The organism is Stenotrophomonas sp. YJH_SMC_82 (genome assembly GCF_059368875.1).
Genome location: NZ_JCAFSE010000004.1, coordinates 162,451 through 187,417, shown reverse-complemented (window position 1 = coordinate 187,417; position 24,967 = coordinate 162,451). Strand labels below are relative to the sequence as shown.

The window sequence follows — 24,967 nt, the reverse complement described above, 5'->3', positions numbered from 1 at the left end:
TCCCCTGGAACACAACGGCAGGCGGTCGCGCGACCGGTCCCTTGGGGAGACCGGTCGCAGCGGGTGGATCAGAAGCGGTAGTCGAAGCCCAGCGTGAAGTAGCGGCCGCGCAGGTCGTACTGGCTGAAGTCGTACGGCGCGCGGATGCCCGGGAACGAGGCATCGTACGGCGGCGTCTTGTCGGCCAGGTTCTGCACCTTGGCGTACACCGTCAGCTTGTCGATGCCGGTGTAGGCCAGGTACAGGTCGTACTGGCTGTAGCTGCCGACGCGCTGCTGCACGGCCTTGGCGGCGGTGCTGGCCTCCTGGCGGTAGCTGCTGGTGTAGTACCAGGTCACCGCGGCGTTGAAGTCGCCGTATTTCCAGTCCAGGGTGGTGGTGGCCTTGTCCTTGGGCAGGGTCGCGCCGAGGTTGCTGCCGGCGTAGTCGACCAGCGGGCCGCCGACCACGGTCGGGCGACGGTAGTCGCGCACGTGGGTGTAGGCGGAGGACACGGTGAAGTCGCCGAGCGCAGCGGTCGGGATGCGCTGGCGCAGCTCGACGTCGATGCCTGATGTCTTCAGCTCGCTCAGGTTCTGGTAGCGGTTGTAGACGGCCTGCAGCGTGCCGCGCTCGTCGCGCTGCACGGCGCCGGCCACGTTGTCGTTGACCAGAGTCTGGGTGTTGTTGGTGCCGACCAGGTTGTCCAGCTGGATGCGGTAGTAGTCCACGCTCAGGTTGGTGTTGGCCCATGGCGACAGCACCACGCCGAAGTTCACGCTCTTGGTGCGCTCGGGCTTCAGTGCGTTGTTGCCAACGGTGAAGAAGGTCGGATTCTGGCGTGAGCCCGGCACGTCCGGATCACGCGGGTCGGCCACGCTGCCGTAGGCGATGCTGGTGCTGTTGGAGTTCTCCGACAGCGACGGTGCACGGAAGCCCTTCGACGCCGAGGCACGCACCAGCAGGAAATCGAGCGGCTGCCAGCGCAGGCCGATCTTCGGCGAGAACGCATCGCCGAAATCATCGTAGTGATCGGCACGCGCGGCGGCGGACAGTTCCAGGGTCGAGGCCAGCGGCACGTTCACTTCGGCGTAGGCGGCACTGACCTGGCGCTGGCCATGTACTTCGGCGATGGCCGGGCGCACCTGCAGGCCGGCGTCGATCTGCCACGGGTTGTTGGAATCGAGCTTCTCGCGGCGCCACTCGGCACCGGCGGCGAAGCCGATCTCGCCGGCCCAGGTGTGGCCCAGGCTGCCGGAAATCTTCGCGTCGACGCCCTGCAGCTTGGACTCGGCCGGGCGCAGCGTGGCGATGTTGATCGAATCACGTACCGACTGCGGCGTGGCCGCCGGATTCAGCAGGTTGTAGCTGCCGGTGGCCAGCGCATCGGCCAGCGCCCAGCGATTGGCGAAGCCGCCGGACACGCTCTCACGCTCGCTGCTGCGTGCGCCGAATGCAGCCACTTCCCAGTCCCAGTTCGCAGTGGTGCCACGCAGGCCGAACACGCCGCGATAGGCGGTGGAACGGTTGGTCTTGATCGTGCCGCCGAGGTCGAAGAAGGTGTATTCGATCGGGATCGCACGGCCGTACGGGTTGTACGGATTGTTGGCCGGCAGCAGCGACGACACCGGTTCGGCCAGGCCACTGTTGGCATTCAATGCGAAGCGGCCGCTCTCCAGGGTGAAGAACGGGCTGCTGCCGAACCATGCGGCACTCTTGATCTGGCTGTACAGCACTTCGCCGAAGGCTTCGACGTTGTCGTTCAGGCGGAAGGTACCGTTGGCATAGGCCTGGTAGCGCTTGGTCGAGGGGATCAGCGTGGTGAACGGGGCCTGGTTGAAGCCGCAGGTGTCGCCGGCCAAGCCGTCGATCGGCGCGCTGGCGACGCGGGTGGTACCGACCGGGCAGTTGCCGTTGGCGTCGAGCATCGGCACCGACACGCCGTTGACCAGGTAGCGCGCGCCCTTGGCCGACCAGCCGTTCCAGCGGCCACCGGGCTTGTCGGTGTAGATGCCGCTCCTGGTCAGGTTGCGTTCGTCCTGGTCCAGACGTTCGCGGTTGTAACCCTGCAGGCTGAAGAGGATGTTGTAGCCATCGGTGTCGAGATCACCAAGGCCGCCGACGAACTTCAGGTTCTGCTCGTGCAGGCCGCCCTGGTCGGCACCGCCGAAGCTGCCGCCGATCTCGGCGCCTTCGAAGTTCTGCCGGGTGATGATGTTGACCACGCCGGCCACGGCGTCGGAACCGTACACCGCCGAGGCGCCGTCCTTGAGCACTTCGATGCGCTCGACCGCGACCAGCGGCAGCGCGTTGAGATCAACGAACGTATCGGACAGGCCACCGGCCGGGAAGCCGTAGTTGGCCAGGCGGCGGCCGTTGAGCAGCACCAGCGTGTTCTTCTGCGACAGGCCGCGCAGGCCGATGCCGGCCGAGCCGGAGGCCCAGCCGTTGTTGGTGGTTTCGTTGCTGGCGTTGCCGGTGTTGGCCGAGATCGAACGCAGCACATCTGCCACGGTGGCCTTGCCGGTCTGTTCCAGCTGCTGGCGGCCGATCACCTGCACCGGGTTGGAGGCCTCGGTATCGGTGCGCTTGATGTTGGAACCGGTGACACGCACGGCGGCCAGGGTGCTGGCTTCGCCACTGGCGTCGGCGGAGGTTTCGGCGGCGGCAGACAAAGGCGCGGCCAGAGCGACGGCCAGGGCCGCCACGAGCAGGGTGTGCTTGGGCATGACGATGTGGGGGAGGTGGTAAGGGCGATGAAGTTCCGCAGTAGTCCATGCCTGGCCCGGGTCCGGCCAATAACATCTCTTCATACGGATATAAGAGAAACTATCATCTCTTCATCCGGATGGAAAGAGTTACTTCACGAGAGCCCGGCATCCGCTCAGGATGGCCGGCCACCTGCGGCGTACAATTGCGCCATGGAAATCTTCAAAGTCTTCATGCTCGAGGCGGCGCACCGCCTCCCCAACGTACCGCCGGGGCACAAGTGCGCGCGCCTGCACGGCCACTCGTTCCGGGTGGAACTGAAGGTCGAGGGCGAGCCGGGTGCGCAGACCGGCTGGATCATGGATTTCGGTGACGTGAAGGCGGCCTTCCAGCCGATCTACGATCGCCTGGACCATCACTACCTCAACGACATCCCCGGCCTGGAGAACCCGACCAGCGAGAACCTGGCGGTGTGGATCTGGAACGAGCTCAAGCCCGGCCTGCCGGCGCTGAGCGAGATCACCGTGCACGAAACCTGCACGTCGGGGTGCCGTTACCGCGGCCCCACTGCCTGATCAACCCATTGATCTGAAAGGTGTTTCAAAGGCGCCTTGGGCGCCTTTGTTATTTTTGTTGCATTGCCGCATCAAGGGCGTATGCTGCAATGCATCAAGCCACTCCCTGACGCCCCCATGGCCGCCGCCTTCAGCGATCGCTTCAGTGATGCCACCCGCCAGCTCGCCGCCGCGGCAACGCGCGCGAACCGGTTGGCGTTGGAGAACGCGGAAAGCATGTTCGGCGTGCAGCTGAAGGTGATGGAGCGCAACCTGACTGCGACCGGCGGCTGGCTGGGTGAACTGGCCCGCGGCGAGGATGCGGCCGGGACGCTCTCCAAGGGCGCGCAGCTGTGGCAGGACAACCTGCAGCGGCTGGGCCAGGCCCAGCAGGACGTGGTCGGTCTCGGCCTGCAGGCCAGCAAGGCTTGGTCCGAGCTGGTGCAGGGCTACAACGAATCAACGGCGGACGCGAACAACCACTGACGCGACGCAACACTCATTGCGTGGGTCCCTCCCCCCACGCAATCCGGACCCGGCAGATCCCTCCCTCTGCCGGGTCTTTTTTTGCCTGGCGTCTGCATTGAAGAGCGCTTCCTTGTCTGGATTCGCCGCGAACTGAAGGGCCCCGTCGGGGCGGGCAGGGGTCTGGGCAAATGTCCCCCGGCGCCGGCCGTTGGCCGTCACCTCCTCCTTTACTTTGCCCAGACCCCTGCCCGCCCCGACGAGGCTCGGCGTGCGGTGAGGAGAGCGCAGCACGCGCGGCCGCCTTTCAAGGAAGCGCCGACAAACTCCGAACGCAGGGCGGAGGCCCTTGCGTACGAAGTAAAGGAGGAGGTGACGGCCAACGGCCGGCGCCGGGGGACATTCGTACGCAAGGGTCTCCGCCCTGCGCCGCGCAGAATGCATCCGCCACACGCATGTCTTCGTCCTGATCCGCCGCGAACCGATGGGCCCTGCCTGCCCCGACGAGGCTCGGCTTCCGGCGAGGAGATCACAGCGCTCGCGGCCGCCTTTCAAGGAGGCGCCGGCGAACTCCGAACGCCGGGCGGAGGCCCTTGCGTACGAAGTAAAGGGGGAGGTGACGGCCAACGGCCGGCGCCGGAGGACATTCGTACGCAAGGGCCTCCGCCCGGCGCCACGCAGAATGAACCCGCCGCACGCGATGCAGGAACGGCTCAGCGCCCGCGACCACCGTGCCAGTGCTGGTGCCACGCCTGGAACATCAGCACGTTCCACAGGTGCGTGTGCCACTTGCGCTCGCCCCGCAGGAACGCCTCCCAGACACCACGCACGCGCGCCACATCGAAGCAGCCCTGATTGCGCAGCAGCTGCGGATCCAGCAGCGCCTCCGCCCAGTCGCGCAACGGACCGGCCAGCCAGCGCGCCATCGGCGGGCCGAAGCCGCGCTTGGGGCGATACACCAGCGGATCCGGCAGGTAGCGCGCCAGCAGGTGCTTGAGGATCAGCTTGTGCTCGCCATCGTGGTACTTCAGGTGCTGCGGCAGCCGCCAGGCCAGGCGCACCACCTCCATGTCCAGCAGCGGCGCACGGGTTTCAACGCCCGCCGCCATGCCCGCACGATCAACCTTGGCCAGGATGCCCTCGGCCAGGTCCATGCGGAAATCCAGCAGCTGGATGCGCGCCTCGGCCGGCAGCGCCGTGTCCTGCTGCTGGAAGATCGTCACCGGCTCACGCGCACCCAGCACCACCTGCGCCGGCTGCCGCCAGCGGGTCACGCGCTGCAGGTAGTGACCTTCCACCTCATTGGCAGCCACCTCGGCCACCAGGGCGCGCCAACCACCGAGGCGGCCGCGCTCGACGTTCATGCGGTTGCCGCTGCGCCGCGCCAGGTCGCGTACCCAGTCCGGCAGGCCACCACACAGGCGCGCATTGCGCAGCGCGCGGCCATAGCTGGGATGCCCGAAGAACAGTTCATCGCCACCGTCACCGGTCAGTGCCACCGGCTTGCGCGCCCCCAGCAGTTCACTGGCCAGCAGCGTCGGCAGCTGCGAGGCGTCGGCGAAGGGCTCGCACCAGACCTGCGGCAGGCGCTGCAGCAGGTCCAGGCCCTGGCGCGCGTCCATGCGATGCAGGTGGTGTTGCACGCCCAGATGGCGCGCGACCTGCGACGCCCAGTCGCTCTCGTCATGCCCCGGATCGTCGAAGCCGACCGTCCACGCTTCGATCGGCAGGGTCGATTGTGCCTGCATCATCGCCGTCACCAGCGAGGAGTCGGTACCGCCGGACAGGAACGCGCCGCACGCCAGGGGCGAGTGCATGCGTGAGGCGATGGCCTTCTGCAGTACCGCTTCAAGCTGGTCGGTGGCCTGTTCCAGGCTCGGCGCCGGCTGCAGCGGCTCCTGCAGTGCACTCTGCATCGCGTCGCGTGCGCACCAGTAACGCGCGCCGCCCTGCGCGGCCTGGCTGGAGCAACCCGCGGCATGGTCGCTGAGATCGATACGCAGCATCGCGCCCGCCACCAGTTTGTGGATGCCACGGTAGATGGTGTGCGGCGCCGGCACATAGTCGTGGCGCAGCAGCAGGCTCAGGGCATCCTGGTCGATGCTCGGCGCGAAGCCGGCGAAGGCCTGCAGCGCCTTCAACTCCGAGGCGAACAGGAACTGGCCCTGGTACCAGCCGTAATACAGCGGCCGCTCGCCCACCGGATCACGGGCCAGCCACAGCACGCGCGACTCCCGGTCCCAGACGCTGAAACCGAAGGCGCCTTCGATGCGCGACAGCGCCCGCTGCACGCCCCATTCGACGATCGCCTGCAGCAGCAGCCGCGCATCGCTGCAACTGCGGGGCAGATCGCGCAGCTGCGCCTGCAGGTCGCCGCGGTTGTACAGGCGGCCGTCCAGGCACAGCACGTAGCGACCGCAGTCCGAGCTCAGCGGCTGCAACGGCGTATCGGTCGGCGCCCGGCAATGGCCCAGCGCGAGGCCGGCCTCGGCGTCGGTCCAGTAGCCGATGCGGCCACGCCCACGCTGCTGCAGCGCGCGCAGCATCGGGGCCAGCTGCTGCAGCAGCTGCTCATCCTCGGCGGGCGGCAGCCAGGCCCCGACCACGCCGCTCATCGGAAGCCTCCGCACTGGCAGCGGCGGGACAGGTTCGGCAGGCAGGGGGCGGCGGGCGACATGGGGACGGCACGCGGAGCGGAGGAGACTCCATGCTCGGCGCGGGGGCGCGCGGCGTCAGTCGCTTTGCTGTCAGCGATCGTCACCAGCCGTATCACGAAGGTAACGTTTTGTAACAGCAACAGGCTATGCTGGCCGCCAAGTTGTTGCCGGGACTGAGACCCGGCCCGCGCGCCAGCAACCCCGGCTGAATGGCGCCCGCCCCCGGGACCCGGGCGGCCCGAAGGCTGGGATAGCATCGCCGCGCTCGTGCCGTGGCGGTACGTTTGCGCCCACGGAGGCCTTGGAAATGCTGGATATCGTACTGGTCGAAGACGATGCCCGCCTGGGAACGATGGTCAGCGACTACCTGCAACGGCATGGCTACCAGGTGGCCCACGAGCGCAGCGGCGAGCGCGCCGTGGCCCGGATCCTGGCGGAGAAGCCGGCCCTGGTGCTGCTCGATGTGGGCCTGCCCGACCAGGATGGTTTCGAAGTGTGTCGGCAGATCCGGCCCCACTATGACGGCATCATCTGCGTGCTGACCGCCCGTACCGACAACATCGACCAGGTGCTGGGCCTGGAACTGGGGGCCGACGATTACATCGGCAAACCCATCGAACCGCGGGTGCTGCTGGCCCGCCTGCGCGCCCACCTGCGCCGCCACCGCCGGGTCGAACCGCGTGACGGCAGCCTGCGCTTCGGCGAGCTGAGCATCGACCCGTCCACCCGCAACGTGCACCTGCAGGGCAGCCTGCTGGAGCTGACCACCGCCGAGTTCGACCTGCTGTTCCTGCTGGCCAGCAATGCCGGCCAGATCCTGGACCGCGACGCGCTGCTGCGCGGCCTGCGTGGCATCGCCTTCGATGGCCTGGACCGCTCAATCGATGCCCGCATCTCGCGCCTGCGCCGCAAGCTGGGCGACAACCCGGAGCAGCCGGAACGGATCAAGACCGTCCGTGGCCGCGGCTACCTGTTCAGCCGCTCGGCATGGGGATGAAACGCACACCGTCGGCGATGCGCGGCCACGCCTTCCACTTCCTGCGCTACGGCATCGGTTTCCTGGTCGCCCACCTGTTGTTGATCGTGCTGGGCCTGTGGGCCTGGGACGCCCTGCTGGAAGACCGCACCGAAGCCGGCCTGCAGGCCGAGATGCGCGGCACGCACGCGCTGCTGCAGCATCGCTTCGCCGAAACCCCGCGCGAGCAGTGGCCGGCACTGGCGCGCGAACTCGACGCCGATTTCGCCTACGCGCTGCGCATGGTGCCGCTGGCCGAGGCGGTGAAGGCCCTGCCGGCCAGCCAGCGCCCGCCGTTCAACAACGGCCGCGTACAGATCGACCTGGAGCACATGCGCAGCCTGCAGCGGATCGGCGACAGCGACTACGCCGTGATGCTGGGCCCGTTGGACGAGGCGCTGCCGGACGAAGGCTGGCAGGACAGCGAAGTATCCGGTGTGGCGATCCTGCTGCTGATCCTGATGGTGGCGGTGGCACTGCCGATGTACGTGATGGTGTACCGGCTGTGGCGCGACGTCTCGCAGTTGGCCCAGGCGGCCCGCCGCATGCGCGACGGCCAGCTGGACACGCGTGCGCCGCGCGCCGGCACCGCGCTGGTGCGGCCGTTGGCCAACGCCTTCAACCACATGGCCGAGCAGCTGCAGCAGCTGCTGGAAAGCCAGCGCGTGCTGGCCCAGGCGGTCGCGCACGAGGTGCGCACGCCGTTGGCACGGATGCGTTTCGGCCTGGCCGACCTGGAAGACACCGCGCTCGACGATGTGCAGCGCGATGCGCTGGGCGGGCTGCGCACCGACGTCGATCGGCTGCAGCACCTCACCGATGCCGGCGTCGAATACGCCGCACTGGGCCGCTGCCATCAGCTGACCCGCCAGCGCCTGCAGCTGGCGGCGCTGGTGCGCGGCGTGGTGGCCCAGTTCGCACCGTTGCCGATGCCGGTGCAGCAGGCGTTGTCGCCGGTGGGCCTGGTCAACGTCAACCGGCACATGCTGGAACTGGCGCTGCGCAACCTGCTCGGCAATGCGCTGCGTTACGCGCGTCGGCAGATCCGCATCGCCAGCACGGTCAATGACGGCTGGCTGTGCCTGCAGGTGGAGGACGACGGCCCCGGCATCGCACCGGAACTGCGCAGCCAGGTGCTGCAACCCTATGTGCGGCTGGACCCGGGCAGCCCCGGCTTCGGCCTCGGGCTGGCGCTGGTGCAGGTGGTAGCCGACAAGCATGGCGGCCAGGTCGAGGTGACCGATTCGGCGCTGGGCGGCGCCTGCATCCGCCTGCACCTGCCGCTGGAAAACGGCGGTGTCGTGGAGGCCGAGGCAGCCTGCTAGACCGCCGTTTCCGCGCGCGGCAAGGCAAACACGAACAGCGCGCCCCGTTCGCTGTCGCGCAGTTCGATGCGGCGGCCATGCAACTGCACGATGCGCTGCACGATCAACAGGCCCAATCCGCCGTTGTCGCCACGCCGCGCGCCGAGCGCGGCCGGTGCCTGGAACAACTGGGTACGCAGCGCCGGGGCTACCCCGGGGCCATCATCGGCGACGCAGACCTCCACGCTGTCGGCGGTCGCGCGCAGGCGCACCTCGATCTGGCCACCCTCGGGTGCATGGCGCAGCGCGTTGTCGAGCAGGTTGGTCAGCACCCGCTCGACCAGGCCCAGGTCCGCACGGACCAGCGGCAGGCCGGGCGGAAACGCCGCGTGCAGCTGCTGGCCACGCGCCTGTGCCGCCAGTTCGAACTTCTGCAGCACGTCCTGCAGCAGCTCCGGCAGCGCGAACACTTCCCACTCCAGCCGCACTTCGCCGTGCTCCAGCCGCGCCAGTTCGAACAGCGCGCGCGCCAGCCGGCCGACCTTGGCGCTCTGTGCCAGCGCAATGCCGAGATAGCGGCGGCGCTCGTCCGGTGACAGCGTGGCGTCCTTCAACGCCAGCGTTTCCAGGTAGCCGTGCAGCGACGACAACGGCGTGCGCAGGTCGTGCGAGATGTTGGCGACCAGTTCACGGCGCTGCAGATCCTGCTGGCGCAGCTGCTGCCACTGCTCGCCCAGCCGCTGCGCCATCTGCGCGTGCGCATGTTCCAGGATCACCAGTTCGTCGCGCTCACCGGCGCGCAGCGGCTCCGGCGGCGGCAGCGGCGTCGGCGCATCGATGTCAAAGGCCTGGATCCGCCGGGTCAGCCGCCGCAACGGACGCGTCACCCAGTAGAACGCGACCAGCCCGGCCAACAGGCCGAGGCTGCCGACCAGCACCACCGACCACAGCGTGGTGTTCCACTGGCTGCCGGCGGCAAGATCGTCGGCGAGCATCTGCCGGTGCTCGCCGACCAGCACCACGTACACATAGCCGGCCGGCCGGCCCTGCACGATCAATGGTGCAGCGCTGAACACCTTGCGGCCATCGGCGCTTCGCGGGTCATCGCCGAGGATCGGCAACGGTGCACCGGCCAGCAGGCGACGCAACGGCGCCACATCCACCCGGTTGCGCACCAGATGTCCACTGGGTGCATCGTGACCGAGGATGCGGCCCTGGTCGTCCAGCAGGTAGACCTCGACGCTGGGGTTGACCGCCATCAGCTGGCCGAACAGCGCGCGCACCGCCGCATCGCGCATGCCGCTGGTGTCCATCAGCTCGCTGCGCTGGGCGATGTGTTCGGCCAGGCCCAGCGACAGCCGCTGCACGACTTCCTGCTCGTGGCGGGTGTTGGCACGCATCTGCAGTGCCAACAGCGCCATGCAGCACATCAGCATCAGCGCGGCGGTCACCACCGCCAGCTTCTGCCACAGGTTCGGCTTGATCATGCCGCCGCCCCGGCCGGGTCGACCAGCTTGTAACCGCGGCCCCACACCGTCAGCAACCGCCGTGGGTTGGCCGGGTCGGGTTCGATCTTGCTGCGCAGGCGGTTGATGTGGGTGTTGACCGTGTGCTCATAGCCATCGTGCTGGTAGCCCCAGACCTGGTTGAGCAGTTCCATGCGTGCGAACACCTGGTCCGGATGACGGGCGAAGAACAGCAGCAGGTCGAACTCGCGCGGGGTCAGTTCCAGCGTGTTGCCATCCACCGAAGCGGTGCGCGCGACCGGATCGAGCTGCAGCCCACCCAGCTCGATCGCGCCGGCATCGATGCGCGCGCTCTGCGCCATCGCCTCGGCGCGGCGCAGCAGCGCACGTACCCGTGCCACCAGTTCCGGCATCGAAAAGGGTTTTGCCAGGTAATCGTCCGCGCCCAGTTCCAGGCCGACGATGCGCTGCGTTTCACTGCCGCGCGCGCTGATGATGATGATCGGGACATACCGCGCCATCGCGCGTGCGCGCTGGCACACCTGCAGCCCGTCCACGCCGGGCAGCATCACGTCCAGCACCAGCGCATCCCACGGGCCGTCCTGCTCGAGCAGGCGCAGGCCGGCATCGCCGCTGGCGGCATGGGCGACGTCGTAGCCCTCATCACCCAGGTGCATGCGCAGCAGGTCGGCGATGTGGGCATCGTCTTCAACGATCAGCACGCGTTTGGTCGACATCGGCAGCTCGGGGCCAGTGGGGAGGCTGGCTGCATTGTGGCGCGGGACGGCCGCCGATACCTCACGAAAAATTGAATCCTGCGTGAGGATTCGTTGACCCGGGCGGGCGCAGCATGGCCCCGTCGCCCCTTCCCGGAGTCCGCCATGTCCCTCTCCCGCCGCCATCTGCTGGGCCTGGGCGGTGTCGCCACCGCCGCCGGCCTGTTCGGCCTGGGGGCCTGCAGCCGCGCCGCCCCGGCCGCCGCCGAAGCGCGCCCGTCGCGACAGTTCGAGGTCATGCACAGCGATGCCGAGTGGCGCCAGCGACTGACGCCGGCGCAGTACGCGGTGCTGCGCCAGCAGGCCACCGAGCGCCCCTGGAGCAGCCCGCTCAACAAGGAACACCGGCAGGGCACCTTCGCCTGCGCCGGGTGCGCACTGCCGCTGTTCTCCTCGTCCACCAAGTTCGAGAGCGGTACCGGCTGGCCCAGCTTCTGGGCGCCGCTGCACAACGCCATCGGCGAAGACCGCGACGTCACCTTCGGGATGCTGCGGGTGGAGGTGCATTGCCGCCGCTGCGGCGGCCATCTCGGCCATGTGTTCAACGATGGGCCACGCCCCACCGGGCTGCGCTACTGCATGAACGGTGCGGCGATGGTGTTCGTTCCCGGCGCCACGGATGGCACTGCCGACGGCTGGCGGGTGCCGGTCGGTTCTTCCCCTGCTTCCGGAGCCTGACGATGCTGCTGTTGCTGCTTGCCTATCTGGGGGGCGCGCTGACCCTGCTCAGTCCCTGCATCCTGCCGGTGCTGCCGTTCGTGTTCGCGCGTGCCGATCGCCCGTTCCTGCGCAGCACGCTGCCGCTGCTGCTGGGCATGGCGCTCACCTTCACCGTGGTCGCCAGCCTGGCCGCGGTGGGCAGCCAATGGGTGGCACAGGCCAACCAGGTCGGACGCTGGGTCGCCCTGCTGCTGATGGCGTTGTTCGCGGTCGCCCTGCTCTGGCCACGACTGGCCGACCACCTGCTGGCGCCGTTCCAGCGCGTGGGTGCCCGCCTGAGTGCGCGCGCCGATGCGGCGGATGCCGCGGGGCACGGCGGCGCGTGGACCTCGCTGCTGATCGGCATCGCCACTGGCCTGCTGTGGGCACCGTGTGCCGGGCCGATCCTCGGTCTGGTGCTGACCGGCGCCGCCCTGCATGGCGCCAGCGTCGGTACCACTGCGCTGCTGCTGGCCTACGCACTGGGTGCGATCACCGCATTGGCGCTGGCGGTGTGGATCGGCGGCCGGGTGTTCCGCGCGATGCAGGCGCGGCTCGGCCTCGGCGATGTACTTCGCAAGGTGCTGGGTGTGGCCGCGCTGCTGGCCGTCGTGGCGATCGGCCTCGGCTGGGATACCGGCCTGCTGACCCGCTTGTCCACGGTCAGCACCGCGCGTATCGAGCAACGCCTGCTGGATGCAGTGCCCGGCGCGCAGCCGGCGGCACCGCCGATGATGATGATGGCCGGCGCCAATGCCGGTGCCGATGCAGCGCTGCCGGTGGAAGGCACGCTGCCCGCGCTGGACGGTGCCACTGGCTGGCTCAACAGCCCGCCCCTGAGTGCACAGCAGCTGCGCGGCAAGGTGGTTCTGGTCGATTTCTGGACCTATTCCTGCATCAACTGCCTGCGCGCGATGCCGTTCGTGCACGAATGGGAGCGACGCTACCGCGACCACGGCCTGGTGGTGGTCGGCGTGCACACGCCGGAGTTCGCCTTCGAGCGTGACCCACGCAACGTGATGAAAGCGGTGCAGCAGCTGAAGGTCGAGTACCCGGTGGCGCTCGACAACCAGTACACGATCTGGCGCGCCTTCAACAACCGCTACTGGCCGGCGCAGTACTTCGTCGACGCGCAGGGCAACATCCGCGGCCACCAGTTCGGCGAGGGCAACTATGCGCGCTCGGAACAGATGATCCGTCGCCTGCTGACCGAAGCCGGGCAGACCAATCTGCCGCCGCCGGCCGATCCCGCTGCCGCCGGCCTGAAGGGCGTGGCCGTGCAGGCCGACATGGGCAACCTGCGTTCGCCGGAAACCTACCTGGGCCACGCCCGCGCCGAGCAGTTCGCCTCGCCCGGCGGGCAGCGCAGCGACGCCGCGTTCGACTACACGCTGCCGGCCACCCTGGCGTTGAACCAGTGGGGGCTGTCCGGGCGCTGGACCGTCACCGATGAGGCCGCACAGCTGCAGCAGGCCGGCGGCCGCATCGCCTTCCAGTTCCATGCGCGCGACCTGCACCTGGTGCTGGCACCGAGCGAGGACGGCAGGCCGGTGCGCTTCCGCGTCTGGCTGGACGGCAAAGCGCTGCCCGCCACCGATGCCGGCAGTGATGTTGGTGCCGATGGCAGTGGCGTCGTCGACGAGCACCGCCTGTACCAGCTGATCCGCCAGCGCGGCGCAGTTGGCCCGCATCGCTTCGAGATCGAGTTCCTCGATGCGGGCGTGCAGGCCTATGCCTTCACCTTCGGTTGAACCGGGAGGACATGATGAAACTCTCCTTTGAACAGGGCATCGCCGCCGGTGTGGCCGGCCTGGTGGCCACGGCCTTGATCGCCGGTGTGCTGCTGGTTGACCACGGCGCGATTGCGGCGCCGATCGAAGCCAGCGCGCAGATCCAGGCACTGCCGGCCCCCACCGGCGATGCGGCGTTCCGCGATGACGCCCCCCACGCCAGCGTGGTGTTCGCCGGTGGATGCTTCTGGGGCGTGCAGGGCGTGTTCCAGCACGTCAAGGGCGTGAGCAATGCCGTGTCCGGCTACATCGGTGGCAGTGCGGCCAATGCGCGTTATGAGCGCGTCAGCGGTGGCCAGACCGGGCATGCCGAAGCAGTGAAGATCGACTACGACCCGCGCCAGGTCAGCTACGGGCAGCTGATGCAGGTGTTCTTCTCGGTGGTGCACGACCCGACCCAGCTCAATCGGCAGGGGCCGGACCACGGCAGCCAATACCGCTCGGCGATCTTCAGTGACGACGCACGCCAGCAGGCTGCCAGCCGCGCCTACATCGCCCAGCTCGGCCAGGCCGGCAGCTACCGCGCGCCGATCGTCACCCAGCTGGTCAGCGGCCAGCGCTTCTACCCGGCCGAGAGCTACCACCAGAACTACATGACCAACTACCCGCAGGCGGCCTACATCCGCTACTACGACGCACCGAAGCTGGCCGCGCTGGGCAGGCAGTTCCCGGCGCTGTACCGGCGCGAGGCGGTGCTGGTGCCGATGCGGTAGCCGGCATTCCCCCTTGGGCTGACCGACGCTCGGCGGTGCTCTCTGTAGAGCCGAGCCCACGCTCGGCTGCTGTTGGCGGAAGTGCAGCCGAGCATGGGCTCGGCTCTACACACAGAAAAAGACGCACGGCCATCCAGCCGTGCGTTTGGGAAGTATCGGCCGTGCCCCGATCAGGCCCGGCCGACAACGACATGCTAGGCTCGCCATCATCATGGGTACAGCACCAGATGGTGGGAAATTCGATGGATACAGATGACCAGAGCGCGATGATCCCACCCCGCTACCAACGGCTGTCCGACGAGCTGGCCGAGGCCATCCACGGCGGACGCCTTCCGGTTGGCAGCCGCCTGCCTTCGCTGCGGCAGATGGCCCTGCAGCGCAGGCTCAGCCTGAACACGGTGATTGCCGCCTATCGCCAGCTGGAGGACGCCGGCCTGGTCATTCCGCGGCCCAAAGCCGGCTTCGAGGTGGCGCCGCGCTTGTCGGTGCCAGAGCGTTCGCTGCGTGATACCCCGTCCGCACCCACCGCACCACTGCAGCAGGTGCTGATGGCCCGCGTGCTGGAAGCACAGCGCCGCCCCGGTGTGATCGACCTGGCCTTTGCCGGTCCGCGCGGGCGCCAGTTCTATCCGGGCGCGCAGCTGGCCCGGCATACCGCACAGGTGCTGCGCCACGGCCAGCAGACGGTGGAGACCTACGCGCGCCCCAACGGCTCGCCACGGCTGCTGGCGCAGATCGTGCGGCGTGGCCCGCGCATGGGGCTGCACACCCACAGCGAACGCCTGCTGCTGACCCATGGTGCGATGGAGGGCCTGCAGCTGGCGCTGCGCGCGGTCACCCAGCCCGGTGATGCGGTCGGCATCGAGGCACCGTCCTACTTCAACCTGTATCCGTTGCTGGCCAACCTCGGCCTGCAGGCCATCGAGCTGCCCACCCATCCGCAGCACGGACTGGATGTGGATGCGCTGGACGCGCTGCTGCAGCACACACCGCTGGCCGCACTGGTGGTGATGCCGACCGTGCACAACCCGCTCGGCTGCACCATGCCGACCGCCGCCAAGCAGCGCCTGGCCGAGCTGGTCAACGCACGGCAGCTGCCGCTGATCGAGGACGCGGTGTACGCCGAGCTGCAGTTCTGCGAACCGCCGGCGCCCCTGCTGAAGGCCTTCGATCGCGACGGCTGGGTGATGGTGGTCGGAGGTTTCTCCAAGACACTGGCGCCGGATTACCGCATCGGCTGGCTGGATGGCGGCCGCTTCGCCGAGCGCATCGCGCTGCTGAAATTCCAGTCCACCGGCGGCGAGCCGCAGCTGCTCGGTGACGCGGTCGCGGCGTATCTGGAAGCGGGCAGCTACGAGCACCACCTGCATCGCATGCGCCGGCTGTACCGCGAACAGGTGGGACGGCTGCGCCAGCTGGTGGCCGAGCACTTCCCGGCCGGCACCCGCGCCACCGAACCGCAGGGCGGATTCCTGCTGTGGCTGGAACTGCCGGGCGTGGATACGCGCGAGCTGTTCGAGCGAGCGCTGCAGGAGGACATCGTGTTCATGCCCGGCCAGGTCTATTCACGTGGCGCGCGATACCGCCACTGCCTGCGGCTGTCGTGCTGCCAGACCCTGGATGCGCGCTTCATCGGCGCGGTGGAACGACTGGGCGCGATCGCACGGGAGCTGGCGGCCGCAGCACGGTAGTGCCGGCCGCTGGCCGGCAACATCGGGATCACCGGGTGGATGCGGTTGCCGGCCAGCGGTCGGCACTACCCAGGATCACTCGAGCAGGTGCGCGCTCAGCGCTTCGCCATCCGCACCCGGCAGATGCGGCAGCCGTCCCCAGCACGGCATCGGCAGGCGCTGCTGCAACGTGGCGATGTTCTCATCCTGGCGCTGCATCGCCGGGTCGATGTGGTTGCCGATCCAGCCCAGGCACTGCACGCCGCTGGCCTGCAGCGACTGCGCAGTCAGCCGCGCATGGTTGACGCAGCCCAGCCGCATGCCCACCACCAGCAGCACCGGCAACTGCAGTGCTCGCACCAGGTCCAGCTGGTCCAGCGTGGCCGAGACCGGCGCCAGCCACCCACCGACGCCTTCCACCACCACGATGTCGGCCTGTGCGCGCAGTCGCGCGAACGCAGCCACGATCGGCGCCAGTTCCACCCGCACGCCGTCCTCGGCAGCGGCCAGCTCCGGTGCCAGCGGCTGCCGCAGCGCATACGGGTTCAGATCGGCATAGTCCGGCACCGGCCAGCTGGCCGCCTGCAGCGCCAGCGCGTCTTCGTTGCGCAGGCCCTGCCCCAGGTCTTCGCTGCCGCTGGCCACCGGTTTCATGCCCACCGCGCGCAGGCCGCGCCGGCGCAGCGCCTGCAGCAGCGCGGTGCTGGCCGCGGTCTTGCCGATCTCCGTATCGGTGCCGGTAATGAACAGGGCGGGCGGCAGCGTAGCGGGCAACGGCATCGATGGGCTCCAACAGGGCAACAGAGCGTGCATTATCGCCGGCCCGGCGCGCTTGCTAGACTGCGGGCATGTTCGCCAATGCCTCGCTTACCGGCAGCAAGCCGGAACAATACGCCCAGCTGCTGGAACAGGCCCGTGGCCTGGTCTACGCCGAGTCCGACCGCATCGCCAACGCGGCCAACCTCTCCGCACTGGTCTACCACGCCCTGCCCGACCTGAACTGGGTGGGTTTCTACCTGTACGACGGCACGGAGCTGGTGGTCGGCCCGTTCCAGGGCCTGCCGGCCTGCGTGCGCATCCCGCTGGACAAGGGCGTGTGCGGTGCCGCCGCCAGCCAGCGCGTGACCCAGCGCGTGGACGACGTCGATGCCTTCCCCGGCCATATCGCCTGCGATTCGGCCTCGCGTTCGGAACTGGTGGTGCCGCTGCTGCGCGGCGATGAACTGATCGGCGTGTTCGACATCGACAGCCCGAAGATCGGCCGCTTCGATGCCGATGACCAGGCCGGCCTGGAAGCCATCGCCCGCGTGTTCGTCGAGGCGCTGGGATGAGCGCACCGAAGCTGCGCAACATCGGCCCCAAGAGTGCAGCGTGGCTGCGCCAGGTCGGCCTGCGCAGCCGCGAGGACCTGGTTGCGACCGGCGCAGTCGGCGCCTTCGTCAAGGTCAAGCGCGCCGGCTTCAAGCCCAGCCTGAACCTGCTGTACTCGCTGGAAGGCGCGCTGCTGGACTGCCACTGGCAGGAACTGAGCGAGCCGCAGCGTGAGGCGCTGGTGCAGGATTACGAAGCACGCATCGCCGCGCATCCGCTGAAGGCGGCCGGCCCGGCGTCGGGTCCGGTGCATGAGCAGCGCTTCGATGCCGACGATGACGCGGAAGACAGCGTGACCGAGGATGCGGACGAGGATTGACCGCACCGGTAGTGCCGGCCGCTGGCCGGCAACTGCGTGGTCTTTTCAACATTCCTGAGACTGCCGGCCAGCGGCCGGCACTACCGATGGGTTACGGCTGCTGCAGTTCCAGCAGCTCGCCTGCCAGCCCGGCTTCGCCACGTTCCAGCCGTACCCGCAGGCGCGTGCCGTGGTCGATGCGCAGTGCCCAGCACAGCGACATCGGCAGGCCGCAGACCTGCGACAGCACCATGCGCAGCGGGCCGCCATGGCTGACCACCAGCGTTGGCACCGGGTCGTCATCATCGAGCAGTCGATCCAGCGCGCGCGCGATACGCCGCTCGAAGTGGCCCCAGCTTTCACCGTTGGGCGGTGGGAATGCATGCGGATCGGCATGGAAGGCCGCCAGTGCATCCTCCGGCAGGTCGAACAGCGACTGCCCGTCCCAATCGCCGAAATCCAGCTCTTCCCATTCCTCCTCCGCTTCCACGTCCAGCCCGCGCGGGGTGGCCAGGGCCATCGCCGTGTGCAGCGAGCGCAGCCGCGGCGAACTGATCACCCGTTCCCAGGGCTGCGCAGCGTAGGCGTCGACCAGTTCCTGCGGCAGGCGGGCCAGCTGCGGTGGATCGCTGCGGCCATCGAGGAACTCATCGCGACCGTTGCCGGCATGGCGGACCAGGTCGAGGATCATGCGTGCGTCCTGTACAGGCAACGCGGGAACAGCGGAAAACGGGCGGACATCGGCAACGGCACCACGGGATCGAGGGACCATTCTAAGGGCACAGCAAAGGCAGTCGGGTACGCTCGACGCTACGGGCCGCCTGCGATGCCGTAGACTGCGCGCACTTCCAGGTGACCTGCGGCCACGGCCGGCAGGTTGAAACGGGAAGCCGGTGACGCGTGAATCCACGCCAGGCCGGCGCTGCCCCCGCAACGGTAAGCACGTCAGTTCCAGGCAACAACGCCACTGTGCCGCAGGCATGGGAAGGCGCCTGGACGGTGGCCTCGCGCCACCCGGCGGCAAGCCCGGAGACCGGCCCGGAAGCCTCAGGTCGCGGTGCGGTGGGCATGGCGCTGGATGACCGCAGCCTGCGCTGCGGCGTCGGCGCATGCCTGCCTTCGCGGCTCCTCCCCTTCGCCACGCGGGCGTGCGTGGCACCTGGAGTCCCCCATGAAGCTGCAGTCCCGAATGCTGTCCCTGGCCGTGCTGGCCGCCCTGCCCGCGCTGGCCCAGGCCGCCGATGACACCACCGCGCTCGACCAGATCCTGGTCACCGCCACCCGCACCCCGATCGCCCTGCAGGACAGCATCGCACCAGCCCAGGTGATCGACCGCGCGCAGATCGAATCCAGTCAGGCCACCTCGTTGCAGGAACTGCTGCGCGGCCGCGCCGGCATCAACCTGACCAATGCCGGCGGGCTCGGCAAGCAGAGCTCGCTGTTCCTGCGCGGCACCAACTCGGGCCACACCGTGGTGCTGGTCGATGGCGTGCGCATCAACAGTGCCGACCTCGGCCTGGCCATGTATCAGGACCTGCCGCTGGCGCAGATCGAACGCGTGGAAATCGTGCGCGGCCCGCAGTCCAGCCTGTACGGCGCCGACGCCATCGGTGGCGTGATCCAGATCTTCACCCGCCGCAACCAGGGCGATTTTGCTCCGCACTTCCAGCTCGGTGGTGGCAGCAACGGCCTGCGCGAAGCCAGCGGCGGCATCGGAGGTGGCACCGAACGCGGCTGGTTCGGCGCCGACATCGCCTACCAGCATTCCGATGGCGTCGATGCCTGCCGTGGCTCGGCGACGCTGTTCACCGGCTGCTTCGCCGACGAACCCGACCGCGACGGCTACCGCAACCTGTCCAAGAGCCTGCGTGGCGGCTACACCTTCAACGACCAGTGGAATGTGGAAGGCAGTGCGCTGCGCGCCGACGGCAAGAACCACTACGACGGCTATTACAACTACTCGGAAACCCGCCAGCAGGTGCTGGCCGGCAAGGTGCGCTACACCCCGTCCGGGCGCCTGGCGTTCACCGCCAACGTCGGCCGCAGCGACAACGAATCGGACAACTTCGGCGACTTCGGCGCACGCGGCAGCGCGCAGACCCACCGCGACAGCGCCTCGCTGCAGGGTGACTTCACCTTGACCGGAAGCCAGCTGCTGAGCACCGGCGTGGACTGGAGCGAAGACAACCTGGACGGCAGCAGCGCGGGCTACCTCGTCGACAGCCGTCGCAACACCGGCGTGTTCGTGCAGTACCAGGGCCGCTTCGGCCGCCATCAGCTGCAGGCCAGCGCACGCAACGACGACAACCAGCAGTTCGGCAACCACGCCACCGGCAGTCTCGGCTGGGCAATGCAGCTGGACCACGGCCTGCGCGTCAATGCCAGCTACGGCACCGCCTTCAAGGCACCGACCTTCAGCGACCTGTACGACCCGTGGAGCGGCGTGCCGACGTTGAAGCCGGAGAAGTCCAAGAGCGCCAACCTCGGTGTTTCGCAGCAGGGCCAGGGCTGGCATTGGGGCCTGGACGTGTACGAGACCCGCATCGATGACCTGATCACCTACGATGCGTCCACGATGAAAATGCAGCAGGTGGAGAAGGCGCGCATCCGTGGCGCCGAACTGACCGGTGGCGTGCTGCTGGCCGGCTTCGACCTCAACGCGCAGCTGAGCTACACCGACCCGCGCAACCGCACCCATGGCAGCACCCAGTTCGACAACTGGCTGCCGCGCCGTGCACAGCAGACCGCGCGCCTGGACGTCGACCGCCGCTTCGGCGATTTCCGCGCCGGCCTGACCGTGCAGGGTGCAGGCAAGCGCTATGACGATGCCGCCAACGCGGTGAAGGTCGGTGGCTACGGCACGCTGGACCTGCGCGCCGAGTACGCGCTGACGCCGGCGTGGTCGCTGCTGGCACGTGCCGCCAACGTGTTCGACCGCCGCTACGAGACGGTGGCGTGGTTCAACCAGCCCGGCCGCGAGTACCAGCTGAGCGTGCGTTACCAGCCGAAATGAAGGCGCGCGCCGGGCATCGCCCGGCGCCGATCTACTGTAGAGCCGAGCCCATGCTCGGCTCACGCAATGAAGCAGCCGAGCGTGGGCTCGGCTCTACACCCGAACGCCCGCGGCCAACCCCGGCAACTCACGCAGGTCGTCAATCACCGCCACCGCCTGTGCGGTGGCCAGGTCCAGGCCACGCGGATAACCGTAACGCACCAGTGCGATCGGCATGCCCGCCTCTTCGGCGGCGCGGTAGTCGGTCAACGAATCACCCACCATCAGGCAGGCATCCACCGCCAGCCCGAAATGCGCAGCGATGTGCCGCAGCGGCTCACCGCTGGGCTTGCGCTGCGGCAGCGAATCGCCGCCCAGTACCAGCGCGAACGCATCACCAATGCCCAGGTGCTGCAGCAGTGGCGGCACCAGCGCTTCGGGCTTGTTGGTGCAGATCGCCAGCGGAACAGCGCGTGCACGCAGCTGCATCAGCGCTTCGGCCACGCCATCGAACAGGCGCGGGCTGCGCAGCAGGCACTCACGGTAGTGCACCATGAACACCGGCATCACTTCGGCCAGGTCGACCTCGCGACCCGCGGCATGCACGGCCTGCTCGACCAGGCGGCGCACACCGTCGCCGATCCAGCCCAGAACCGTGGCTTCCGGCACGCGTGCCATGCCGATGTCTTCCAGCGTGCGGTTCAGTGCTTCGGCGATATCAGCTGCGCTGTCGACCAGCGTGCCATCTAGGTCGAACACGACCAGCGGATAGGGATACGACAAGGGACGGCACCTGCACGACGTGGGGCCGCCCATTGTACGCCGCTGGTTTCTGCGCCGATCCGCCTCAACCGATCCGGCGTGCGCGGGTGGCCAGGAACGTGGGCAGGTAGCGGTCGATCAGGAAGCGCGGCTGCGGCTGCCAGTCTTCCATGAAGCGATCGATGACGAACCCCGCATCCAGCTGCCCGCCGATCAGTTCGGTCAGGCTGTGGCCAAAGGTCAGCGCATCGCCGCGGCCGAGTTTCGCCTCACGTTCTGCGGCGGGCAGGTCTTCCAGGTCCGAATAGGGAATGGCGTACTGCGGCCGGATCAGGCCCTGCGCATCGAGCTGCGGATCGCGCGCGCCGACGAACAGCACCGGGTTGTAGAAGCTGGCCATCAACATGCCGTCGCGCGCCAGCACGCGGCGGCATTCGGTCCACACCGGGCGCACGTCGGGTACGTACAGGTTGGAGATCGGATGGAACACCACGTCGAAGCTGTCGTTGGCGAATACGTGCAGGTCGCGCATGTCGCCCTGCACCGTGCGCAGCTGCAGGCCATCGCGCGCCGCCACGCTGCGGTCCTGTTCCAGCTGCCCGTCGGAGAGATCGAACACGGTGACGTCGGCGCCCGCAGCGGCCAGCACCGGTGCCTGCTGGCCCCCGCCCGAGGCCAGGCACAGGATGCGGCGGCCACGCACATCGCCCAGCCAGTCCAATGGCAGCGCGCGTGGGGTCAGATGCACCTGCCAGCGGCCTTCGCGCGCGGCGGCAATGGTTGAACTTTCCACCGGGCGCGACCATTCGCGCACTTCGCTGGCCTGGCGGTCCCAGGCAGCACGGTTGTGGTCGATCAAGGCCTGTCCATGGTTCATGTGTTCTCCTTGCCCGGTGGGCGCCAATCCAGATCCTGGAAGGCCGGGCTGGCGAAACACTCGGCCAGGTAGTCCAGGAATCGCCGCATGATAGCGGGCTGCTGTCGCCGTGACGCGTACACGGCATGAATGCCGAGTTCGTCCAGGCTGAATTCGGGCAGCAGTTCGATCAGCTCGCCGGTACGCAGCAGCGGCGCCACCTGGTAGGTCGGCAGCATGGCGATACCGGCACCGGCCCGCACCGCCTCCAGCAGCAGCGAGGCCTCGTTGGCGCTGATGTTGCCGCCCACCGCCACCGACAGCGAACGGCCGTCCCGGTGCAGCTGCCACAGGCTCTTGCCGACGTAGTGGTGGGTCAGGCAGTTGTGCGCGGCCAGATGCTCGGGAGCAGTCGGCGTGCCGCGTGCCTGCAGGTAGGACGGCGTCGCGCACAGCACCGAGCGGCAGGTGGCCAGCCGCCGCGCGATCAGGCTGGGATCGATCTGGCGCGCGATGCGCACGGCCAGGTCCACCCGCTCCTCCACCAGGTTGACCGTGCGGTCGACCAGCAGCAGCTCGATGCGTGCCGCCGGATGGCGCGCAACAAAGCCGGCCACCGCCCGCGCCAGGTGGCTCTGCCCGAACGACACGCTGGCAGTCACCCGCAGCGTGCCATGCGGCTCGGGATCATCGCTGGCCAGCTCGCCCTGCAGTTCCTCGCCGATCGCCAGCATCTGCCGGAAGCGCGCCAGTGCCGCCTCGCCGGGCCCGGTCAGACTGACCCGGCGCGTGGTCCGGTGCAGCAGGCGTGCGCCCAGCCAGCCCTCGACCTCAGCCAGGTAGCGGCTGACCATCGCCCGCGACATGTCCAGCACCTCTGCCGCCGCGGTCAGGCTGCCGCGCTCGGCCACCTCGACGAACACGGTCATGGCGGTCAATCGGTCCATATGCTCGATCCATGCAACAAACAAGCGCGTTATACGCTGTTTTTCGAGCGACTGCAGCGGCCTAGAGTGGCGCCATTCCCACCCCACAGCGCCCCACGGAGTCCTGCCATGAAGATCGCCCTCGTTGGTTCCACCGGCAACATCGGCCGCCAGATCGCCCGCCACGCGCTGGCCCGCGGCCACGAACTCACTGTCATCGTGCGCAGCGCGCAGGACCTCCCGGCCGAGCTGGCCGGTGCCCATCCGGTGATCGCCTCGCTGGATGACCAGGACGCGCTGGTTGCCGCCATCGCCGGCCACGACGTGCTCGCCAGTGCCTACGGCCCGCGCCCGGGCGATGACATCGGCCGCGTCGGCGAGGTCGCCGCGCAGCTGGCGGCTGCCGCGCGCAAGGCCGGCGTGCCGCGCCTGGTGGTGGTTGGCGGTGCCGGCAGCCTGGAAGTCGCACCCGGCGTGCAGCTGGTCGACACCCCCACCTTCCCGGAGGCCTACAAGCCGTACGCGCTGGCCCACCGCGAGGCGTTCAACCGCCTGCAGGCAGTGGACGACCTGGACTGGACCTTCTTCTCGCCGGCCGCCGAAATCGGCCCGGGTGAAGAGCGCGGCCAGTACCGCGTGCAGCCCAAGGCGTTCCTGGCCGATACCAGCGGCCACAGCCGCATCAGCTACGCCGACTATGGCGCGGCGTTCGTCGCCGAACTGGAAGCGCACGCGTATCCGAAGCAGATCATCACCGCAGCGTATTGATCCACGCACGTCCCATGTAGAGCCAAGCCCGCGCTCGGCTCTACGCGAACATGCAGCCGGGCATTGGCCCGGCTCTACACAAGGAATTCCCATGCGTACCGCTGCCCTGCTGCTTCCCCTCGCCCTGGCCGCCAGCTTCACCAGTGCGCCGCTGCTGGCCGCACCGGCCACCACGGCGCCGGCGGCGGCGACGAAATCCCAGCTGCACCTGCAGACCTTCCATCCCGGCCCGCAGGCAATGTTCTCGGTGTCCTCGGTGCTGATCGAAGGCCGCCACGACGGGATCCTGGTCAATGCGCAGTTTGGTGCCAGCGATGCGCGCAAGCTGGTCGAGCTGATCCGCGCCAGCGGCAAGCAGCTGACCACGATCTACATCAGCCACGGCGATCCGGACTACTACTTCGGCCTGGCCACCCTGCAGGACGCCTTCCCGCAGGCACGCATCGTCGCCACCGCGCAGACCGTCGCCCACATCCAGCAGACCCAGGCCGGCAAGCTGGCCTACTGGGGACCGAAGATGGGTGCCGACGTGCCCGCGCGCATCGTGCTGCCGCAGGTGCTGGATGGCGATGCACTGCAGCTGGAAGGCCAGCGCCTGCCGCTGATCGGCCTGGATGGCCCGACCCCGGACCGCACGGTGCTGTGGGTACCGTCGCTGCGCGCGATCGTCGGTGGCATTCCGGTGGTCGCCGGCGAGCACGTGTGGATGGCCGATACGCAGACGCCGAAGTCGCACACCGACTGGCTGCAGACCCTGCAGCGGTTGCAGGCACTGAAGCCGAAGGTGGTGGTGCCGGGGCATTACGCGCCGGGTGCGGCGCTGGATGCCAGTGCGTTGCGCTTCACCGCGGACTACATCCGCGCGTTCGATGCCGAGACGGCAAAGGCCAGGGACAGTGCGGCGCTGGTGAAAGCAATGCAGTCGCGCTACCCGAAGCTGGATGGCGTGGCATCGCTGGAGCTGAGTGCGAAGGTGGCCAAGGGCGAGATGCAGTGGCCTTAAGGTAAAGGGTTGTTTTGCAGGGCTGCGCCCTGCACCTGCTCAATGCAACGGCAACAGCTGGATATCTGTGGGTTGGCGGGGTGGGCCCGATGGCAGGGGACGCCGTGAACCCGTCCATGGGGGCTTGGTCGCGGCATCCATGCCGCTCACACCCCTGCCATCGGACCCACCCCGCCTTCGACAGATCTCGGCAA

22 protein-coding genes and 1 riboswitch are annotated in these 24,967 nt (G+C 68.7%); of the genes, 13 read left to right on the top strand and 9 right to left on the bottom strand.

From position 1 onward, the window contains the following. Window positions 1-68: 68 nt before the first annotated feature. Window positions 69-2,708 (bottom strand): TonB-dependent receptor, encoded by a 2,640-nt coding sequence (locus tag AC5P53_RS16225; protein ID WP_495227467.1) that lies wholly within the window; start codon window positions 2,706-2,708, stop codon window positions 69-71. Window positions 2,709-2,900: 192 nt separating this feature from the next. Here AC5P53_RS16225 and queD point away from each other — a divergent pair, with 192 nt between their 5' ends. Both queD and AC5P53_RS16215 read left to right on the top strand, forming a co-directional pair. Continuing rightward, window positions 2,901-3,263: a 6-carboxytetrahydropterin synthase QueD gene (queD, locus tag AC5P53_RS16220; protein WP_014645831.1), complete on the top strand. Its 363-nt coding sequence runs from the start codon at window positions 2,901-2,903 to the stop codon at window positions 3,261-3,263. 117 nt (window positions 3,264-3,380) lie between these two features. Continuing rightward, window positions 3,381-3,728, top strand: coding sequence for a phasin family protein (locus AC5P53_RS16215; protein ID WP_014035870.1), 348 nt, complete (start codon window positions 3,381-3,383; stop codon window positions 3,726-3,728). 692 nt (window positions 3,729-4,420) lie between these two features. Here the strand turns inward: AC5P53_RS16215 and asnB are convergent. Next, a complete protein-coding gene (gene asnB / locus AC5P53_RS16210; RefSeq protein WP_495227466.1) occupies window positions 4,421-6,322 on the bottom strand; it encodes an asparagine synthase (glutamine-hydrolyzing) in 1,902 nt (633 codons plus the stop codon). A gap of 349 nt (window positions 6,323-6,671) precedes the next feature. On the opposite strand from asnB, the gene AC5P53_RS16205 reads away from it, so the two are divergent. Both AC5P53_RS16205 and AC5P53_RS16200 read left to right on the top strand, forming a co-directional pair. Then, window positions 6,672-7,361, top strand: coding sequence for a winged helix-turn-helix domain-containing protein (locus tag AC5P53_RS16205; protein ID WP_014645829.1), 690 nt, complete (start codon window positions 6,672-6,674; stop codon window positions 7,359-7,361). Further along, window positions 7,358-8,704 (top strand): ATP-binding protein, encoded by a 1,347-nt coding sequence (locus tag AC5P53_RS16200; RefSeq protein ID WP_134808478.1) that lies wholly within the window; start codon window positions 7,358-7,360, stop codon window positions 8,702-8,704. The genes AC5P53_RS16205 and AC5P53_RS16200 overlap by 4 nt, the downstream gene beginning before the upstream one ends. Here the strand turns inward: AC5P53_RS16200 and AC5P53_RS16195 are convergent. Further along, a complete protein-coding gene (locus tag AC5P53_RS16195; RefSeq protein ID WP_032959213.1) occupies window positions 8,701-10,170 on the bottom strand; it encodes a sensor histidine kinase in 1,470 nt (489 codons plus the stop codon). The genes AC5P53_RS16200 and AC5P53_RS16195 overlap by 4 nt on opposite strands. After that, a complete protein-coding gene (locus AC5P53_RS16190) occupies window positions 10,167-10,886 on the bottom strand; it encodes a response regulator transcription factor (protein ID WP_014645826.1) in 720 nt (239 codons plus the stop codon). The genes AC5P53_RS16195 and AC5P53_RS16190 overlap by 4 nt, the downstream gene beginning before the upstream one ends. 144 nt (window positions 10,887-11,030) lie before the next feature. Here AC5P53_RS16190 and msrB point away from each other — a divergent pair, with 144 nt between their 5' ends. From msrB to AC5P53_RS16170, 4 genes are all read left to right on the top strand, one after another. Beyond that, on the top strand, window positions 11,031-11,603 hold the full coding sequence (msrB, locus tag AC5P53_RS16185) for a peptide-methionine (R)-S-oxide reductase MsrB (protein WP_288496815.1): 573 nt from the start codon (window positions 11,031-11,033) through the stop codon (window positions 11,601-11,603). A gap of 2 nt (window positions 11,604-11,605) precedes the next feature. Next, entirely contained in the window at window positions 11,606-13,375 is a 1,770-nt protein-coding gene (locus AC5P53_RS16180) for a cytochrome c biogenesis protein DipZ (RefSeq protein WP_134808476.1), read from the top strand. Window positions 13,376-13,389: 14 nt separating this feature from the next. Continuing rightward, window positions 13,390-14,127 (top strand): peptide-methionine (S)-S-oxide reductase MsrA, encoded by a 738-nt coding sequence (msrA, locus tag AC5P53_RS16175; RefSeq protein WP_111205401.1) that lies wholly within the window; start codon window positions 13,390-13,392, stop codon window positions 14,125-14,127. 242 nt (window positions 14,128-14,369) lie between these two features. Next, the gene (locus AC5P53_RS16170; protein WP_014645822.1) at window positions 14,370-15,818 is read left to right on the top strand and encodes an aminotransferase-like domain-containing protein; all 1,449 of its coding nucleotides are present in this window, start codon (window positions 14,370-14,372) and stop codon (window positions 15,816-15,818) included. Window positions 15,819-15,893: 75 nt separating this feature from the next. Here the strand turns inward: AC5P53_RS16170 and bioD are convergent, their stop codons facing one another. Continuing rightward, complete coding sequence (gene bioD, locus AC5P53_RS16165; RefSeq protein WP_041864050.1) at window positions 15,894-16,577, bottom strand: dethiobiotin synthase; 684 nt, start codon at window positions 16,575-16,577, stop codon at window positions 15,894-15,896. A gap of 68 nt (window positions 16,578-16,645) precedes the next feature. On the opposite strand from bioD, the gene AC5P53_RS16160 reads away from it, so the two are divergent. Then, window positions 16,646-17,128 carry a GAF domain-containing protein gene (locus AC5P53_RS16160; RefSeq protein WP_014645821.1) on the top strand — a complete coding sequence of 161 codons (483 nt, stop codon included), beginning with the start codon at window positions 16,646-16,648 and terminating at the stop codon, window positions 17,126-17,128. Further along, window positions 17,125-17,487, top strand: coding sequence for a TfoX/Sxy family protein (locus AC5P53_RS16155; RefSeq protein WP_014645820.1), 363 nt, complete (start codon window positions 17,125-17,127; stop codon window positions 17,485-17,487). The genes AC5P53_RS16160 and AC5P53_RS16155 overlap by 4 nt, the downstream gene beginning before the upstream one ends. Before the next feature lie 91 nt (window positions 17,488-17,578). Here AC5P53_RS16155 and AC5P53_RS16150 read toward each other — a convergent pair whose 3' ends face one another. Further along, window positions 17,579-18,157 (bottom strand): histidine phosphatase family protein, encoded by a 579-nt coding sequence (locus AC5P53_RS16150; protein WP_049408270.1) that lies wholly within the window; start codon window positions 18,155-18,157, stop codon window positions 17,579-17,581. A 142-nt stretch (window positions 18,158-18,299) separates the two neighbouring features. Next, a riboswitch (cobalamin riboswitch) is annotated at window positions 18,300-18,522 on the top strand. A 115-nt stretch (window positions 18,523-18,637) separates the two neighbouring features. Here AC5P53_RS16150 and btuB point away from each other — a divergent pair. Then, window positions 18,638-20,479, top strand: coding sequence for a TonB-dependent vitamin B12 receptor (btuB, locus tag AC5P53_RS16145; RefSeq protein ID WP_046428665.1), 1,842 nt, complete (start codon window positions 18,638-18,640; stop codon window positions 20,477-20,479). Window positions 20,480-20,572: 93 nt separating this feature from the next. Here btuB and gph read toward each other — a convergent pair whose 3' ends face one another. The 3 genes from gph to AC5P53_RS16130 form a co-directional block, all read right to left on the bottom strand. Further along, entirely contained in the window at window positions 20,573-21,241 is a 669-nt protein-coding gene (gene gph / locus AC5P53_RS16140) for a phosphoglycolate phosphatase (protein ID WP_126411685.1), read from the bottom strand. A gap of 64 nt (window positions 21,242-21,305) precedes the next feature. Further along, window positions 21,306-22,097 carry a class I SAM-dependent methyltransferase gene (locus tag AC5P53_RS16135; RefSeq protein WP_014645816.1) on the bottom strand — a complete coding sequence of 264 codons (792 nt, stop codon included), beginning with the start codon at window positions 22,095-22,097 and terminating at the stop codon, window positions 21,306-21,308. Beyond that, window positions 22,094-23,023: a LysR family transcriptional regulator gene (locus AC5P53_RS16130; RefSeq protein WP_014645815.1), complete on the bottom strand. Its 930-nt coding sequence runs from the start codon at window positions 23,021-23,023 to the stop codon at window positions 22,094-22,096. Before AC5P53_RS16130 ends, AC5P53_RS16135 begins: the two co-directional genes overlap by 4 nt. A gap of 108 nt (window positions 23,024-23,131) precedes the next feature. Here AC5P53_RS16130 and AC5P53_RS16125 point away from each other — a divergent pair, with 108 nt between their 5' ends. Then, a complete protein-coding gene (locus AC5P53_RS16125; protein ID WP_032959230.1) occupies window positions 23,132-23,770 on the top strand; it encodes an NAD(P)-dependent oxidoreductase in 639 nt (212 codons plus the stop codon). 91 nt (window positions 23,771-23,861) lie between these two features. Further along, window positions 23,862-24,773, top strand: a complete 912-nt coding sequence (locus AC5P53_RS16120) for an MBL fold metallo-hydrolase (RefSeq protein ID WP_134808474.1) — start codon at window positions 23,862-23,864, stop codon at window positions 24,771-24,773. Window positions 24,774-24,967 lie beyond the last annotated feature (194 nt).